Genomic DNA, 17,029 nt, shown 5'->3' with positions numbered 1-17,029 from the left:
ATATGTACCTTATGTTTACTAGAAGGAGAATTGTCTTAATTGGAACTCATGCCTATTTTATGCTGAATAGAGTTTAGTTTTATTTAATGAGTTCTGAATTATGCTTTAAATTTGTTTTATATGTGCATGATTTTTTGGATTAGAATGACTATGGTTTCAGTTTGTGCTTTTTCAGAGGGAAAATGATTTAGCTGTATTTTATGTTTTTAAAGGTGAGAAGCATCTTAATTGGATTTGATTCTTTTTTTCTAGGAAGTAAGCTTGATTGTAGTTAATAAGTTCGAATTGTGCTTTGCACTTTTTTCTATGTGAGTACTTTTTTCTTATTTTATGATCTTGGTTGCACTGCGGTTTTAAGAGAAAAAAGATATAGCTATACTGTATGTTTTCTAAAGGGAGAATTATCTTAATTAGATTCGATTCTTTTCTCTAGGGGAAGGACTTGATTACGCATAATAAGTTTCTAACTGTGCTTTGAAATTTTTCATATATGCGTGCTTTTTAGATGGAAGGATCTTAATTTCAGTTTGTGTTTTTTTAGGAAAAATGATCTTGGTTGCGCTGCGCGCTTTTTTTAGAGGCAAATGACCGTAATTGCACTTCGTGCTCTTTTTAAAGGGAAATGATCTTAATTGCGCTACGCGCTTTTTTCAGATGTGTATATTTTTTGAATACTTGAATAAAATATTGTTCTAATATAGAATAGAAAATAAGATATAAGAATTTAGGAGGAATATGGATGGTTGGATTTTCAAACGAAAATGGTAATATAAATTATTCAGAGGAAGTTATAGCAAAAATTGTTGGATTATCCACAATGGAATGTTATGGAGTAGTTGGAATGGTTTCTAGAAATGCCAGTGAAGGCTTTTGGGAACTTATTGGTATAGAAAATTTTAGTAAAGGTGTAAAGATACAGCTAACAAGCGAGAAGAAATTACAAATAGAATTATTTGTAATGGTTGAATACGGAACAAAGATATCGGTTATATCTAATAATATAATTCAAAAAGTACGCTATAGTGTTGAAAACTATACAGGACTTAAGGTGTCGTCCATAACAGTAAATGTGCAAGCGGTTAGAGTTTAGGAGGTTAAACTAAATGGAATATACAAAGATAAATGGCCATGATTTTTATAACATGGTTGTGAATGCTAGCAATAAATTGCTAGAGCAAAGTGATTTCGTAAATGCACTTAACGTATTCCCTGTTCCAGACGGAGATACTGGAACTAATATGTCTATGACGTTTAAGGCAGCAGTTAAAGAGATAGAAGATATGGATAGTGATTCTATAGGGGAAATATCAAAGAAATTAGCTAAAGGTGCTTTAATGGGAGCTAGGGGTAACTCTGGTGTTATATTATCGCAAATACTTAGAGGTTTTTCTAAAGGCCTAGAAGGAAAAAAAGAAGTAGATATTAAAGAGTTTGCAGTAGCCTTTTCAGAGGGATCAAAGTCAGCATACAAAGCGGTAATGAGACCGACTGAAGGTACTATACTTTCTGTAATTAGAGCCGCTGCTGAAGCAGCAGTGTCATCTGATGCTAAGGATATGGTTGGCTTTATGGAAGAGATAACAGTTAAATCAAAAGAAATGTTAGATAGAACTCCAGAATTATTACCCGCACTAAAAAAGGCTAAAGTAGTTGATTCAGGTGGAATGGGGCTTTACATTATACTTAGAGGTATGTTTGAAGCATTAAAGAATGATATTAAAGCTGAATTAAGTGATATAAAAATAAGTGGCGCAAATGGTACTTTAGCTAAATCTACAGAAGAAATTGATATAAAGTTTGGGTATTGTACTGAATTTATAATACTTGGTGACGCCAAACGTGCACAAGATTTCCAAAATGAGATAGAGAGCCTTGGAGATTCCATGATAGTTGTTGGATATGATGATGTTATAAAGGTGCACATACATACTAATGATCCTGGATTAGTCTTATCAAAGGCAGTTGCTATAGGGGAATTATCAAAGATAAAGATTGATAATATGAGAGAAGAGCACAGAGAGCTATTAATAAATACTAAGGAATTAACAGAAACTTCATCTGAAGATGAAGTTGGTGATGGTGAAAAGAAAAAGTATGGCTTTATAACAGTTGCTATGGGAGATGGAATTTCAAATATCTTTAAGGACTTGGGAATAGACTATGTCATTGAAGGTGGCCAGACAATGAATCCATCTACTCAGGACATTTTAGATGCTGTTGAGAAAATAAATGCTGAACATATTTTCATTATGCCGAACAATAAGAATATAATTATGGCAGCTAATCAGGCGGCAGAAATATCAAGTAAAAATATATTAGTAGTACCTACAACAACTATTCCTCAAGGAATAGCATGTGCCACAATGTTTAACCATGATTCTGAAGTTGAAGAAAATTTCACTAATTTAAAGGATGCAATTGAAGTAGTTAAAACTGGTTCGGTGACATATGCAGTACGTGATACAGAAATTGATGGAATAGATATTAAACAAGGAAATATGTTAGGACTTGTAGAAGGTAAAATAAAAGAGGTAGGCGAAGACAAGAAGGTTGTTGCCGGTAAAGTTCTAGAAGATATGATAGATGATGAAAGTGAACTTATTACTGTATATTATGGTGAAGATGTAAGTGATGAAGATGCAAATGAATTCGAAGTTGAGCTACAAGAAAAGTACGAAGACTTAGATATTCAATTTTACAAAGGAAATCAACCACTATATTACTTTTTAATATCAGTAGAATAAGAAATAGTAAGGGCGCCTAATGCTAGGTGCTCTTATTGTTTAGGGAGGAAGAGAAGGGCTTTGGATATATATAGCAATATTTCAACATTAAAAGGAGTAGGCCCAAAGGCCACAGAAAAATTAAATAGATGTGGAATTTTTAATATACTAGATATTCTGTTATATTTTCCAAGAGATTATGAATTTGTAGATAGCAATGTGGAATTTGAAAATATTACAGGAGAAGACAAGCAGATTTTAAAGTGTAAAGTCATTAGATTTAGAAGCGATGTAAAAACTAAAACTGGTAAATTATTAACAACTGTAGAATTTGATTATAATGGACATAAAGTATCTGGAAAGTGGTTTAATCAAAGGTATATAAAGAACTCCTTTAAAATAGGAGAAATATATAATTTGATGGGTAAATTTAAAAGGGTAGGAAATACTTTAGAGGTGGTTAATCCTATGGTCACATGTGAAGAAGCTATTTCTAATGAGATCATACCTAAATATCCTTTAAAAGGTGATATAAGCAATAAGTTGTTTGAAAAATTAATTAATGAAATTTTGTCCAAGATGACAGTTAAGGAGAATTTACCACAAAATATATTAGATAAATATTATTTGATTTCATTAAATGAAGCTATTAGAAGCGTCCATTTTCCTGATAATAAGGAAGTGCTGGAAAAGGCTATAATAAGGCTTAAATTTCAGGAATTATTTACATATTCACTAAAGTTACTACTTCTTAAACATAAAATTAAGAAAAACAAGAATGGTATACTTTTTCAGTGGGTAGATGAACTTGGCTTATTTAAAGAGAAGTTACCATTTCCTCTTACTAATGCTCAAACAAGAGTCATACGTGAAATATTGAGAGATCAAAAATCAAATTCATCAATGAATAGACTTATACAAGGAGATGTTGGTAGTGGAAAGACAATAATTGCACTTATAGCTATTTTTAATGTGATCAAAAATGATTACCAATGTGCATTTATGGCTCCAACAGAGATTCTTGCAAATCAACACTTTGAAGAAGCAAGGAAAGTTTATGATGAATTTAATATAGAAATCGAATTATTAACAGGAACAACTTCAGCAAAAGAAAAGCAGAGGATCAAAGAAAGAATTAGAACTAAAGAACCAATTTTAGTGATAGGAACTCATGCACTTTTCCAAGATGATGTGGAATTTGGAAAGTTAGGGCTTATAGTAACTGATGAGCAGCATAGGTTTGGTGTTGAGCAAAGGAGTAAACTTATAAACAAAGGAAAAAGGGCTGATTGCTTAGTTATGACGGCTACTCCAATTCCAAGAACATTGGCATTATACTTATATTCAGATCTTGATGTATCTATAATTGATGAGCTGCCACCTGGGAGAAAGAAAATAGATACTAGATTTTATGCTGATAATCAAAGAGATATAGCTTATGATTTGGCATATGATGAGATAAAAAAAGGTCGACAAGTATATATTGTATGCCCTCTTATTGAAGAGGATGAAAAAGAGGAGTTAAATTCAGTAGAAACTTTATATAATAAACTTACCAGTGGAATTTTTAAGGAATTAAAGGTTGAGATACTTCATGGAAAAATGAAAGGCTCTGAAAAAGATGAAATAATAAAAAGATTTAAGAATAATGAAGTTAATGTTCTAATATCAACAACTGTAATTGAAGTAGGCGTTAATGTTCCCAATGCATCCGTAATGATTGTTGAAAATGCAGAACGGTTTGGATTGTCGCAGTTACATCAATTAAGAGGAAGAGTTGGAAGAGGTCAGTATTCATCTTATTGTATATTAATAGCAAAGGCTAAAAGCAATGTGACTAAAAAGAGGATGCAGATAATGACAGAATGTAGTGATGGATTTCTAATATCAGAAAAAGATTTAGAACTCAGAGGTGCAGGAGAGATGTTTGGTAAGAAGCAAAGTGGTGATGAAGGCTTTGTACTTGCAAATCTTTATGATGATATGAAGATTTTAAGATGTGCTAAATTAGAGGCGAATAACATGTTACAAAACGAATTTGAGGTAAATAGGGAAATAATTAATGAACTTAGTAAAAATTTGGAAAAAAGTAGTAAATATATTTGCTTTAATTAATTTGAAATATTATGTATAGATATGTTAATATATAAAATATACACCTATGAAAAGAGCACGAAGTGCAATTAAGATCATTTTGCCTATAAAAAGAGCACGAAGTGTAACCAAGATTATTTCACTTTAAAAAGAGTGTGAAGCTTAATTGGGAACTTTTCACATATGAAAAGAGCACGGAGTGTGCAACTGAGTTTAGTTTTAAATTGTAAATTAAAAATCTAGAGAGTAGATTTTCTTATATGCTTATTTTAGGAGGAATAAAATTTTGAGAATAATAGCAGGAAGAGCAAGAGGACATAAATTAATACCTCCAGCTACAATGGAAACAAGGCCTACATTAGATAGAGTTAAGGAGGCTATGTTTAGTTCGGTTCAAATGTATATACCAGAGGCAGTAGTTGTAGACGTTTTTGCTGGGACAGGAAGCCTTGGATTAGAAGCGGCAAGCAGAGGGGCAAGTGAAGTTTATTTATTTGATAAAAGCTCTGTGACTTTTCCTTTATTAAAGGAAAATGTAGAAAGCCTTAAATTTCAAGATTTCTGTTTTCCTATGAATATAGATGCTTATGAAGGCTTAAAGAATCTTGCGAAGAAGGGAAAGAAATTTGACATAATATTTATTGATCCACCTTATTGCAAAGAAATGATTCCAGAAGCTATGAAAATTGTTAAGGATAATGAAATTTTAAAGAATGATGGAATAATAGTTACTAAAATAGATACTATTGAAGAGATTTATGAAGGGTATAAAGATATAAGATTAACAAAAAGTAAGAAGTATGGAAATACAACAGTATGTTATTACAAGCATGAGGAGAAGTAAACAATGAGAGTTGCAGTGTACCCTGGGAGCTTTGATCCTATAACAAATGGACATCTCGATATTATAAAAAGAGGAGCAAAGGTCTTTGATAAAGTAATAGTTGCAGTATTAGTTAATGTTGATAAGAAATATCTTTTTGAAAGCAGCGAAAGAGTTGAACTTATAAAAAGAGTGACAAGAGATATTGAGAATGTTGAAATACGAAGCTTTGATGGGCTTTTAGTTAATTTTCTAAAAGAATGTAAGACTAATATAATATTAAAGGGATTAAGAACAGCTTCTGATTTTGAGTATGAATTTCAAATGGCGTTTATTAATAAAGAATTAGATGATGATACCGAAACTGTATGTATGATGTCATCGGCTAAAAATATACATATTAGTTCCTCAACTGTTAAGCAGGTGGCAAGGTTTGGAGGAGATATTAGTGGACTTGTTCCCAATGAAATTATTTCAGATATAATGTCCAGAATAAATCTATAAACGGTGATTTTTTAAGGAAAAGTATTTTCATAATTAGAATGTGCTGTGTTTAAGCAGCCGCATTAACTTGAAATTAATGCTATGCTATTAATAATACTAAAAGCAATTAAAAATGCTAGATTAAGATTTGTTCCTGGTATTTTGAGCATTTATAGAATAAATATCTAAGGAGTGTTTTTATGGAAAAAATGGAGGTAAATATAATAGAGTTATTAGAGTATTTACAAGACTTGGTGGAAAATTCACCTAAAGTGCCAATGAGCGGTAAAGTTATGATAGATAAAAGAGAAGTTGTTGATGTAATAGATCAAATAATTAACTATATGCCTGACCAATTTAAAAAAGCTGAATGGGTTATGAACGAGAGAGAAAGAATCCTTAATGAAGCTAAAAAAGAGTATGATTCTGTTAGAAAAGAAACAATGACTATGATGAGACAGAATGTCGAAAATCACGATATAGTGAGGGAAGCCAAGGGGAGAGCACAAGAAATTATAGCCTCAGCACAGAGAGAGGCCAAGGCTATAAGATTAGGGTCTAGGGATTATTCTGATGAAATATTAACCCAATTAGATCAAGAATTAGAAGAACACAAAATAAAATTAATAAAAAGCCTTCAAGAAAGTTTTGAAGTAGTAGCTAAAGAGATAGATACAAATTTAACTGGTACATGCGATGTTATAAAAGAGAACATTAAAGAATTACGCGGTATGAAAAAATAATTTCAAGGTTCTATTAAATATACTTAATAAAAGTGTTAATAACAGTATAGTTAATGCAGGATATATATATACAAATAAACTTGAAGAATGGCTCATTTGTAAGTTTGATGTATAAATACTTGTAGGAAACACTTTGCATAACCCATAAGTTATAATAAAACTAACGATTCCTTGGATTACTTTTAAAAAAATATATCTGCTATAATTTATCTTAGTATCGCTTACGAAAGAACTTACTTGTGCGATTACAGCAAGACCAGAAAATGAAGTTAAAAAGCTTATTATACCAAGCTTTAAGGGGATAGAAATTTCTAGGGGAGAGATTATACTGCACCCATTAGTCATTTCAATGCTTCCTAAAAATATACTGTATAAAGTTTGGGAAGGCAGTTTTAAAATATTATCTAGCTGCCTAAATACAATATGAATATAAGGATTGTTTTTAACGAGAGATATAACAACTGAAAAAATTATTATGAAACCACCTATAGATAATGTGGTGTTTATTCCGTTTTGAACCGCATTTTTTACAGCATTACCGAAATTCATACTTTCATTTTTTGGACAAGGGAGAGAACTTAGAGTATTTAAGTTTCTCTTTTTTTTTGTCAAAAATCCCATTATGATTATTGATAAATTGCTTCCTAGAAGCAAGATATAACCTAAGGATACATTCCCTAATAAAGTTCCAGCAACAGATCCGATTAAAAAAAGGGGACCAACGTTAGACGCTATGTTTAAAAGTCTTTCGTATTCATTCCTATCTATATATTCCATCTTGTATAAATCTACACAATATTTAGCACCTAGTGGATAGCCACATAGTATACTTGCTACGATTGGAAAGGAACAATTTCTAGAAAGGCCTAATGGTTTGCAGATTAATGGCCCAAGAAATTTAGAATAAAGATTTATTCCATCGTAGTATATTAATAAATTACATATAACTACAAAAGGAAAGGTGGTTGGCAATATTGAGTTATACCATAATTTACAACCATCAATAGCTGCGACTATGCATTGGTTTATGTTTAAAACAAAAAGAACTATTAAGACGGATATAAATATACAAATGATAGTATTTTTTTTGATATTAAGTTGTTTGATTAAAATAAAGACTAAGCTAATAATAAGAAACCATAAGATAATAATATATATCATGAAATCACTCCAATCAATAATATTTATATTCTCATGGTTATGTAAAATATTACTATATTATAAAAGGCCCTTTTAAATAATCATCCATAGGACTTATTTTTGGATTTAGCAGTGAATATGCTTTTGTTCCTAAGATATCTATTTTTAGATGATCACATTGATTGTTTCTTGGCACCTTTGTTATTAGATTTATACTAGAATTAGTTTTTATACTCTTTAGAATTCTTTGCCCTGTAGAATTAAAAGCAAGAACTCTTGCGTAAGGTGCAGGGCTCTTAGATAAGCTTGATAAATCAAAATTTTCAAGGTTCAAAAAGCTTTGCAAAAGAATTCTACTTATCCTCGTGTATGTATATCTTTTGCTTTTTGAATTCAATATTAATTCGTTAAGTGAATTGGATCTTACAATTTCTTTTAATATTTTATTATCTATGCCCTCTGATACATCTGGCAAATTTAAAAGAGATCTTTCGTTAGTGAGTAATTTATATTTTATATATTTAAAGGTATCTTCCTCAAAAATAAAAGGATAGTTAGAAGAAGATAAACTAAGCAGAATGTCATAGCTCGCCTTTGGCATAATATCAGCTAAATCATTTAAAGATTTCTCTTTTAGATGTTTTCTTATTGATGTAGCAGAAGCAAATGAAGCGCTTATGTTGACATCGTTATATAATGAACCTTCTCTTTTGATGGTTTTAGGAACTATTGCGCTATTTAAACGAATTAGAGATTTTATATATTCAATACCTAAGATATTATTAGAATTTGATATTGTATCTAATAATTTATTTGAGTTTAAATAATCTTTAAGTGCATTTGCTCGGCTCAAATGAAAAGGTAAGCCAGAGTCCAAATTATATTTTAAAAGTTTTTTATAATTTAAAGGCTCGGAAACTAAAACTTTGGCTATGTCTTCTAATATAGATACATTTCCTTCTTCGCTTCCAAAGTATAAGTGATCTATTACGCCTAACGAGTTAAGAAGAGATACGCTTCCGAAAGCAAAATGTTCAGCAGAAGAAATGGAATAAACTAGAGGTAGCTCTAGAACTAGATCAACACCATTTTTAATAGCCATTTCAGCTCTTTTCCATTTATCTATAATTGCTGGAATTCCTCTTTGCATAAAATTACCACTCATTACACAAACTATGCCATCTGCGTTTGTGTCGGATTTTGCTTTACTAAGGTGATATTCATGACCTTTATGAAATGGATTATATTCTGTAATTATTCCTGTAAGTATTAAAATCATCTCCTTTATAAAGCTAGTATAGCATATTATGGAATTTTATAATATTAGTTATTAAGGTTTAATATGTTGTGTATTTTTTGTAAAATGTCAATAAGATATTATAAAAATATTGTTAAAAAATATACTTTTTTAATATTACTCTATTAAAAAGTAGTTTAAAAAATATTCAGAACATTAAAAGAATGGTGAATTTTTAATTATTGCTTAATATTGACAAAAAAATAGCGTATGTATAACTAATTGAATGAATATACTATAGATTTTTAAGAAAAATTAAATGAAAATAATATGAAATAGACATGTATTTTTCATATATTAGGTCAATAATTTAAAACATTTGATAGCGTTTAATAATAAATTATAAAATAATTTTAAATAAAATTTAATTGTTAAAAATTATACTTTTCCTATATTGTTATTTTACAGGAGTATTGTCTGACAATTTAGATTATTTCAAATCTAAAGACTTCTATTTTATAGAGAATTTGTGTTGAAAAAAGCACTGATAAAGGAGTATATTAGTATTAGAGATAGGATATAGAGAGGAGATAAATAGATTATGGACCTTATGAAAAAAATATGGACTGCAGCACAATCAAATAAACAAAAAATTGTTCTTCCAGAGGGAAACGAGGAAAGAAATATAGCAGCTGCAGAAAAAATACAAAAATTAGGATTAGCTTACCCAATTTTAATAGGTAACAAAGAAGAAATAAATAATAAGGCAAAGGAATTAGATGTAAATTTATCAGGAATTGAGATTATTGATCCAAATGAATCAGATAAATTAGAAAAGTATATTGAAGCCTTCTATGAACTTAGAAAGACAAAAGGCGTTACAATGGAAAAGGCAGATAAAATAGTCAGAGATCCTCTATATTTTGGTACGATGATGGTTAAATTAGATGATGCAGATGGAATGGTATCAGGAGCAATTCACACAACTGGAGATTTATTAAGACCAGGATTACAAATTATAAAGACAGCACCAGGGGTATCTGTTGTTTCAAGCTTCTTTATAATGCAAGTTCCAGGATCATCTTATGGTGAAGAAGGAACATTAATATTCTCAGACTGTGCAGTTAACCCTAACCCTAACGAGGATCAATTAGCAGCAATTGCAATAGCTACTGCAGAAACAGCTAAGAATTTATGTAACATGGAACCTAAGGTGGCAATGTTATCATTCTCTACTATGGGAAGTGCTGATAATGAATTAGTTGATAAGGTTAGAAATGCTACTCAAAAAGCAAAAGAAATGAGACCTGACTTAGATATAGATGGTGAACTACAATTAGATGCAGCTATAGTTGCAAAAGTAGCAGCTCAAAAGGCACCAGAAAGTACTGTTGCTGGAAAAGCTAATGTTCTAGTATTCCCAGATTTACAAGCTGGAAATATAGGTTATAAATTAGTTCAAAGATTTGCAAATGCTGAAGCTATTGGACCTATCTGTCAAGGCTTTGCAAAACCAATCAATGACTTATCAAGAGGTTGTAGCTCAGATGATATTGTAAGTGTTGTTGCGCTTACAGCAGTTCAAGCTCAAACAAACAAATAGTAAGTATTATTTTTACAGATAATTTAAAGTAAGTTAGCTTATAGATTGTTAAAACAAAAATACAAAAGGTTTGAATGTTAAAAGGAGAGTAGAGTTATGAAAGTATTAGTTATAAATTGTGGTAGTTCTTCACTAAAATATCAACTTATTGATATGAGTAATGAAGAGTCTTTAGCTCAAGGACTTGTTGAAAGAATAGGAATTACTGGGTCAATATTGACTCAAAAAGTTGAAGGAAAAGATAAATATATAGTTGAAACACCATTAAAAGATCATCAAGATGCAATAGAACTTGTTTTAAAGTGTTTAGTTGATGAAAACCATGGTGTAATAAGTTCAATGGATGAGATATCAGCTGTTGGACATAGAGTTGTTCATGGTGGTGAAAAATACGCAACTTCAGTAGTAATTAATGAAGAAGTAATTAAGGCGCTTGATGAATTTACAAAATTAGCACCACTTCATAATCCTCCAAATATAATTGGAATAAATGCATGTAAGGCTCTTATGCCAAAAACTCCAATGGTAGCAGTATTTGATACAGCATTCCATCAAACTATGCCAGAAAAAGCATTTATGTATGCTCTTCCATATGAATTATATGAGGAAGATCATGTAAGAAGATATGGATTTCATGGTACATCTCATAAGTATGTAGCAGGTGAAATGGCAAAATGGATGAATAAAGACATAAGCGATTTAAAGATAGTAACTTGTCATATAGGTAATGGTGTAAGTATTACAGCTGTTGATGGTGGAAAATCTGTAGATACTACAATGGGATTCACTCCATTAGATGGTATTATAATGGGATCAAGATCTGGAAGTATAGATCCAGCAATAGTTACTTATTTAGTAAAAGAAAAAGGATATTCTATAGATGAAGTAAATGATATCTTAAATAAGAAATCAGGGGTTCTAGGTATATCAGGAATAGGAACAGATTTTAGAGATATTAGAAGTGCTGTGGAAAATGATAATGATCCTAGAGCATTACTTACAATGGACATATTCGGATATCAAGTTAAGAAGCAAATAGGTGCTTATGCTGCCGTAATGGGTGGTGTAGATGCAATTGTATTTACAGCAGGAATCGGAGAACATGCTCCAGAAATAAGATCAAGAGCTTTAACTAATATGGAATTCTTAGGAATAGAAGTAGATTTAGAAAAGAACGAAAGTCATAATATCGGAGATGGTATGGAAATTTCTAAAGAAACTTCAAAGGTAAAAGTAGTTGTAATACCTACAAACGAAGAATTAATGATTGCTAAAGAAACTTTAGAATTAGTTAAGTAAGGCATAATTGAAAAAATAGTGAGTTAACATGCTGATTGGTTTTTATTTATAATTTATCAGCATGTTTTTTCAATGGCTTTATACAATATATTTGGCTGTACTTCCTTTATAGAAGAAAATATATACGTAAAGGAGAGCAGTTAGTATAGATACAAAAACATTTGTATCATGAGTTTGTTATTTTCTTTCATATTGAGAAATAGGAATTTATAATAAATTTCTTGACTTTTTAGCACGCAATTTATATAATTAGTTGTGTTTGTTTTATAAATATATGTGCTAAGGAGTGAAAGAGGAGATATTATATAGTTTACATTAGTTTTATTATATGATTATCCTGTGATTTTATGAAAGTACAAATTTCAGATATTATTTCAGGTAAAGATAGAAGCAAGAAAATTGACTATATATTTGATGCACCGCAATTTGATTTTGAAGGAGATATAATTAAACCAATAAAACCTTTTGAAGTTGTTGGGAATATCTTATCAGATGGTGATATATTAATATTGAATGCTAAAATCAAAACTGATTTAGAAATGATATGTTCAAGATGTTTAGATACCTTTATCTATCCAATAGATATTGATATAGAAGAAAGGTTTACAACTAATAGAGATAGTGGTGATGATGAAGCTATTGTTGTAATGGATGATGTTTTAGACATCACAGAAATTGTCGAAAGTAGCATAATTTCAACACTACCTATTAAAAGAGTTTGCAAGAACGACTGTAAAGGGCTTTGTCAAGAATGTGGATGTAACTTAAATCACAATTCATGTTCATGTCAAAAAGAAGATGTAGATATACGTTTTGAGGCCTTGAAAGGTTTGTTTGATAATAAGGAGGTGTAATGAATGGGTTGTCCAGCAAGAAAATCAGGAAAAGCTAAAGTAAAAGCAAGAAGAGCTCAAACTTTTAAAGCTAGTTTACCTGGGATAGTTGAATGTCCACAATGCCACGAAATGAAACTTGCTCATAGAGTATGTAAAAATTGTGGTTATTATAAAGGTAAGGAAGTTGTAGCTTCTGAAAAATAAAAGAAAGTCTTTATGACTTTCTTTTCTTATATAAAGAAATATATATATATGTTGTACTATTAGATTTATACTTAAAACTTCTTAGCGAAATTTTCATGGTTCTGAGAAATAACGATGTTTCTACTTTGGGTTTACTATCACATAAGTATAAGTTAAATAATCTTTATCTAAAAAAGAAAATATTCTATTTATTAATTAAATTAATTTATTTATAATTAAAGTGGAAGAAGGGAGGTATTCAGATGAAAATAGCTATAGATGGCATGGGGGGAGATAATGCACCTGTAGCAGTAATAGACGGTGCTATTCAAGCTCTTAAGGCATATGATGATATCCAATTATATATTACAGGTCCAGAAGAGGTTCTAAATATAGAATTAGCTAAATATACTTATCCCAAGGAAAAAGTTATTGTGGTAGATGCAAAGGAAGTAATTTCACCTAATGAGCATCCTGTTATGGCTTTGCGAAAGAAGAAAGATTCAAGTATAGTTAAGGCTTTAAACCTAGTTAAGGAAGGTATTTGTGATGCTGTTGTATCAGGAGGCAGTACAGGTGCATTTCTAGCTGGGTGTACGTTGATAATAGGCAGAATTAAAGGAATAGAAAGGCCCGCTCTTGCGCCTATAATGCCGGGGAGACGTGGAAAGTTTATGATAGTAGATGTTGGTGCTAATGTAGATTGCAAACCTTCATTTTTGGTACAATTTGCAAAGATGGGAAAAATATATTATCAAAAGGTTTTCAACGTTAAAAATCCGACTATAGGACTTATAAATATTGGAGAAGAAGAAGAAAAAGGAAATGAACTTACAAAAGCTGCTTTTAAGCTTTTGAAGGAAGAAAGTTCCATAAACTTCAAAGGGAATATAGAGCCAAGAGAAATACCTACTGGTGACACTAATATTTTAGTAAGTGATGGTTTTGTGGGGAATACAGCTTTGAAGATGTATGAAGGATCGGCTTCGAGTATATTAGGTATAATTAAAGATGAGGTGCTTAAATCGTCGGTTATATCTAAAATAGGGGTGGTTCTGCTAAAACCTGTGCTAAAAAATATAATGAAAAAGTTTGATTATAAGGAATATGGTGGAGCTCCGTTCTTAGGGGTTGATGGGATTTGTATAAAAGCTCATGGCAGTTCTGATGCAAGAGCGTTTAAGAATTCCATTAAACAAACTAAAATTTTCTATGATAATAATGTATTAAAAGATATAAGAAATGAATTTTCTTCGGAAAATTAGTTAAAATATATTGAAACTAATATTGACGATTTAAACAATATATAATATTATCTAAATGTAGAACTTGGGAGGTGAAACAAATGTTTGAAAAGATCCAAGCAATTATTGCTGATAAATTAAGTATCGATGTAGAAAGCGTTGTTATGGAAGCATCATTTATTGAAGATTTAAATGCGGACTCATTAGATATAGTTGAGCTTATAATGGCTCTAGAAGATGAACTAGATATGGAAATACCTGACGAAGACGTTGAAAACTTCAAAACAGTTGGAGATGTTGTCAATTACGTAAAAGCTCATCACGAAGAATAAAATAATCCCGCATCTTGCGGGATTTTATATTTTACAAAGTGAGAACTAAATTTAAAATCATTTTAAAATAGATTTTAGTGAGAAATGTACTTTAGTAATATATTGGCGTACAAATGTTACTGTCTATGATAACGATGTTTTTAGTTGGAATTTAGGAAGAAAAATCATTATAGTAACTAAAATATCAAATTAATAGTTTATTCTTGAATTTGTTATGGGAAGTATATAGCAATAAGTTAGCAAGTTGAAGAATAAACTTCAAGGAGTGGAATACATGAATAGATATACACTTAAAGAAATAGAAGAAAATTTAGGGGTTTTTTTTAATAACCACACATTACTAAAAACAGCTCTTACTCATAGCTCTTTTGGAAATCAATTCAAGGATGCGGAGTATAATGAAAGGCTTGAATTTCTAGGAGACTCAGTATTGCAGCTTTGTATTACAGAATACCTTTTTAATAATTACAAACATAAAACAGAAGGTGAGCTGACAAAAATAAGAAGTTTGATAGTTTGTGAAAATTCTCTTTACGAAATTGCAAAAAAGATAAACTTAGGATCTTATATTAGAATGAGTAAAGGTGAAGAAATTACAGGCGGAAGAGAAAGGATTTCAATACAAGCAGATGCTGTTGAGGCAATCATTGCTGCTGTTTATTTAGACAAAGGCATTGGTTTTGTAAGAGATTTTATATTGCTTCATTTTGAAGAGATAATAAATAAAGCAATAAATAATGAAATTGTATTAGATTTCAAGACAAAGCTTCAAGAGCTTCTTCAAAAAGATGGAGAAGTAGTAATTCAATATGAGCTTACGAAATTTGAAGGACCACCTCACAGAAGAAAATTCTTTACAAATGTAGTAATAGATAAAAAATTAATGGGTGAAGGTTCAGGCTATAGTAAAAAAGAAGCAGAACAAAATGCGGCTAAACAGGCATTAGATATATTGGAAGGTAAGCATGAGTAAAAATTATTATATAATACCGATATTTGTACCTCATGAAGGATGTCCGCATAATTGCGTATTCTGTAATCAGGATAGAATAACAGGTGTTGATGATGAAGAGGTTACGGCGAGTTCGGTAATTGGCACAATAAATGATTATTTAGAAACTATAAAGAATAAAAATGCAACTATTGAAATTTCATTTTTTGGTGGTACATTCACAGGTATTAGAGAAGAAAAACAAAGAGAACTCCTAAAAGTGGCTAAGGAGTTTAAAGAAAAAGGTCTCATAGATAAAATAAGACTTTCTACAAGACCAGATTACATCAATGATTATATACTTACATATCTTAAAGAGTATGGAGTCGACATAATAGAACTTGGAGTTCAATCACTGGATGAAGAGGTATTAAAAAAAGCTGGTAGAGGACATAGTGTTCTGGATGTCATAAATGCATCTAAATTAATAAAAGAATATAAATTTATATTAGGTCATCAAATAATGCCGGGACTACCTGGAGATACTTTTGAAAGAGATATACAAACAACTAGAGAGTCAATTAAGATGAATCCAGATATTTGTAGAATATATCCGTCTTTAGTTATAAAAGATACTCCGATGGAAAGAATGTATATTAATAACGAGTACATTCCGTATTCTCTTGAAGATGCAGTTAACATAAGTAAGGCTATGTATGATATGTATAAGAAGCATAACATCAATGTAATAAGAATTGGTCTTCAGCCGACAGAAAGTATAAATGAAGGGAAAGATATAGTGGCAGGTCCTTTTCATCCATCATTTAGAGAATTAGTTGAGGGCAGTTTACTATCAGATATTATTTTAGAAAATATGACGGATGAAAAAAATGGAGTAATTTATATTAACTCAAAAGATGTAAGTAAGCTTTATGCTAATAAAAAATTATATTTTAACAGGCTTAAAGATAATGGTAAGATTGTTGATGTGAAACAAGATGATGATATTGAAAGAGGTCATATAAAACTTTGTTTGAAAAATAGAAAGTTAGAAATAGCATACTAGCGAGAGGAGACTCTCGCTTTTAAAATGTTAATTATGTTCATGAATCTAACTTAGGCATAATCAAAAAAATAACAAGTCCATCTGCCAATCCTGTTTTTGTCTTTCATATGCCTTAACATTTTCTTTTGTGTGAATTATTGATATTTAATAAGCTTTACTATAAACTAAATTATAATAAGGAGTTGTTTGATATGAAAAAAAAGACTAGAGAAAAAATGATAATTGCAATGACTATTTTTATTGTAGTAATCTTTATTGTAACATTATTACCTAGTATATTTTCTTTTTAAGG

The 17,029-nt window shown here is 30.4% G+C and carries 17 protein-coding genes; 15 read left to right on the top strand and 2 right to left on the bottom strand.

Annotation, left to right across the window (positions count from 1 at the left end):
* Window positions 1–739: 739 nt before the first annotated feature.
* From L3B96_RS01425 to L3B96_RS01400, 6 genes are all read left to right on the top strand, one after another.
* The gene (locus L3B96_RS01425; RefSeq protein ID WP_017210764.1) at window positions 740–1,090 is read left to right on the top strand and encodes an Asp23/Gls24 family envelope stress response protein; all 351 of its coding nucleotides are present in this window, start codon (window positions 740–742) and stop codon (window positions 1,088–1,090) included.
* A gap of 13 nt (window positions 1,091–1,103) precedes the next feature.
* Entirely contained in the window at window positions 1,104–2,744 is a 1,641-nt protein-coding gene (locus tag L3B96_RS01420) for a DAK2 domain-containing protein (protein WP_238858628.1), read from the top strand.
* Window positions 2,745–2,804: 60 nt separating this feature from the next.
* Window positions 2,805–4,838, top strand: a complete 2,034-nt coding sequence (gene recG, locus L3B96_RS01415) for an ATP-dependent DNA helicase RecG (RefSeq protein WP_238858627.1) — start codon at window positions 2,805–2,807, stop codon at window positions 4,836–4,838.
* Between the two features lie 265 nt (window positions 4,839–5,103).
* Entirely contained in the window at window positions 5,104–5,661 is a 558-nt protein-coding gene (rsmD, locus tag L3B96_RS01410; protein ID WP_011968498.1) for a 16S rRNA (guanine(966)-N(2))-methyltransferase RsmD, read from the top strand.
* A 3-nt stretch (window positions 5,662–5,664) separates the two neighbouring features.
* Complete coding sequence (gene coaD / locus L3B96_RS01405) at window positions 5,665–6,144, top strand: pantetheine-phosphate adenylyltransferase (protein WP_011968499.1); 480 nt, start codon at window positions 5,665–5,667, stop codon at window positions 6,142–6,144.
* 179 nt (window positions 6,145–6,323) lie between these two features.
* A complete protein-coding gene (locus L3B96_RS01400; RefSeq protein ID WP_011968500.1) occupies window positions 6,324–6,866 on the top strand; it encodes an ATPase in 543 nt (180 codons plus the stop codon).
* Here L3B96_RS01400 and ylbJ read toward each other — a convergent pair.
* On the bottom strand, window positions 6,846–8,027 hold the full coding sequence (gene ylbJ / locus L3B96_RS01395; protein WP_077305185.1) for a sporulation integral membrane protein YlbJ: 1,182 nt from the start codon (window positions 8,025–8,027) through the stop codon (window positions 6,846–6,848). The genes L3B96_RS01400 and ylbJ overlap by 21 nt on opposite strands.
* A gap of 52 nt (window positions 8,028–8,079) precedes the next feature.
* Entirely contained in the window at window positions 8,080–9,285 is a 1,206-nt protein-coding gene (locus L3B96_RS01390; protein WP_238858626.1) for a nucleotidyltransferase, read from the bottom strand.
* A 559-nt stretch (window positions 9,286–9,844) separates the two neighbouring features.
* Between L3B96_RS01390 and pta the strand changes: the two genes are divergently transcribed.
* The 9 genes from pta to L3B96_RS01345 all read left to right on the top strand — a co-directional run bounded on the left by pta (window position 9,845) and on the right by L3B96_RS01345 (window position 17,027).
* Complete coding sequence (gene pta / locus L3B96_RS01385) at window positions 9,845–10,846, top strand: phosphate acetyltransferase (RefSeq protein ID WP_077305189.1); 1,002 nt, start codon at window positions 9,845–9,847, stop codon at window positions 10,844–10,846.
* Window positions 10,847–10,942: 96 nt separating this feature from the next.
* Window positions 10,943–12,145 (top strand): acetate kinase, encoded by a 1,203-nt coding sequence (locus L3B96_RS01380; RefSeq protein ID WP_077305191.1) that lies wholly within the window; start codon window positions 10,943–10,945, stop codon window positions 12,143–12,145.
* Window positions 12,146–12,492: 347 nt separating this feature from the next.
* A complete protein-coding gene (locus tag L3B96_RS01375; protein ID WP_011968505.1) occupies window positions 12,493–12,999 on the top strand; it encodes a DUF177 domain-containing protein in 507 nt (168 codons plus the stop codon).
* A 3-nt stretch (window positions 13,000–13,002) separates the two neighbouring features.
* Window positions 13,003–13,185: a 50S ribosomal protein L32 gene (gene rpmF / locus L3B96_RS01370; protein ID WP_011968506.1), complete on the top strand. Its 183-nt coding sequence runs from the start codon at window positions 13,003–13,005 to the stop codon at window positions 13,183–13,185.
* 242 nt (window positions 13,186–13,427) lie between these two features.
* Complete coding sequence (plsX, locus tag L3B96_RS01365; protein WP_077305193.1) at window positions 13,428–14,429, top strand: phosphate acyltransferase PlsX; 1,002 nt, start codon at window positions 13,428–13,430, stop codon at window positions 14,427–14,429.
* An 80-nt stretch (window positions 14,430–14,509) separates the two neighbouring features.
* On the top strand, window positions 14,510–14,740 hold the full coding sequence (gene acpP, locus L3B96_RS01360) for an acyl carrier protein (protein ID WP_009169140.1): 231 nt from the start codon (window positions 14,510–14,512) through the stop codon (window positions 14,738–14,740).
* 274 nt (window positions 14,741–15,014) lie between these two features.
* Complete coding sequence (rnc, locus tag L3B96_RS01355) at window positions 15,015–15,713, top strand: ribonuclease III (RefSeq protein ID WP_011968508.1); 699 nt, start codon at window positions 15,015–15,017, stop codon at window positions 15,711–15,713.
* On the top strand, window positions 15,706–16,737 hold the full coding sequence (locus tag L3B96_RS01350) for a radical SAM protein (RefSeq protein WP_238858625.1): 1,032 nt from the start codon (window positions 15,706–15,708) through the stop codon (window positions 16,735–16,737). Before rnc ends, L3B96_RS01350 begins: the two co-directional genes overlap by 8 nt.
* Before the next feature lie 191 nt (window positions 16,738–16,928).
* A complete protein-coding gene (locus tag L3B96_RS01345) occupies window positions 16,929–17,027 on the top strand; it encodes a hypothetical protein (RefSeq protein WP_023973329.1) in 99 nt (32 codons plus the stop codon).
* Window positions 17,028–17,029 lie beyond the last annotated feature (2 nt).

The organism is Clostridium sp. YIM B02569, from assembly GCF_022320765.1.
In the GTDB taxonomy this organism is placed as follows: domain Bacteria; phylum Bacillota; class Clostridia; order Clostridiales; family Clostridiaceae; genus Clostridium; species Clostridium beijerinckii.
Note: the sequence above shows the minus strand (reverse complement) of the source record. Positions and strands in the feature narration are given on the sequence as shown.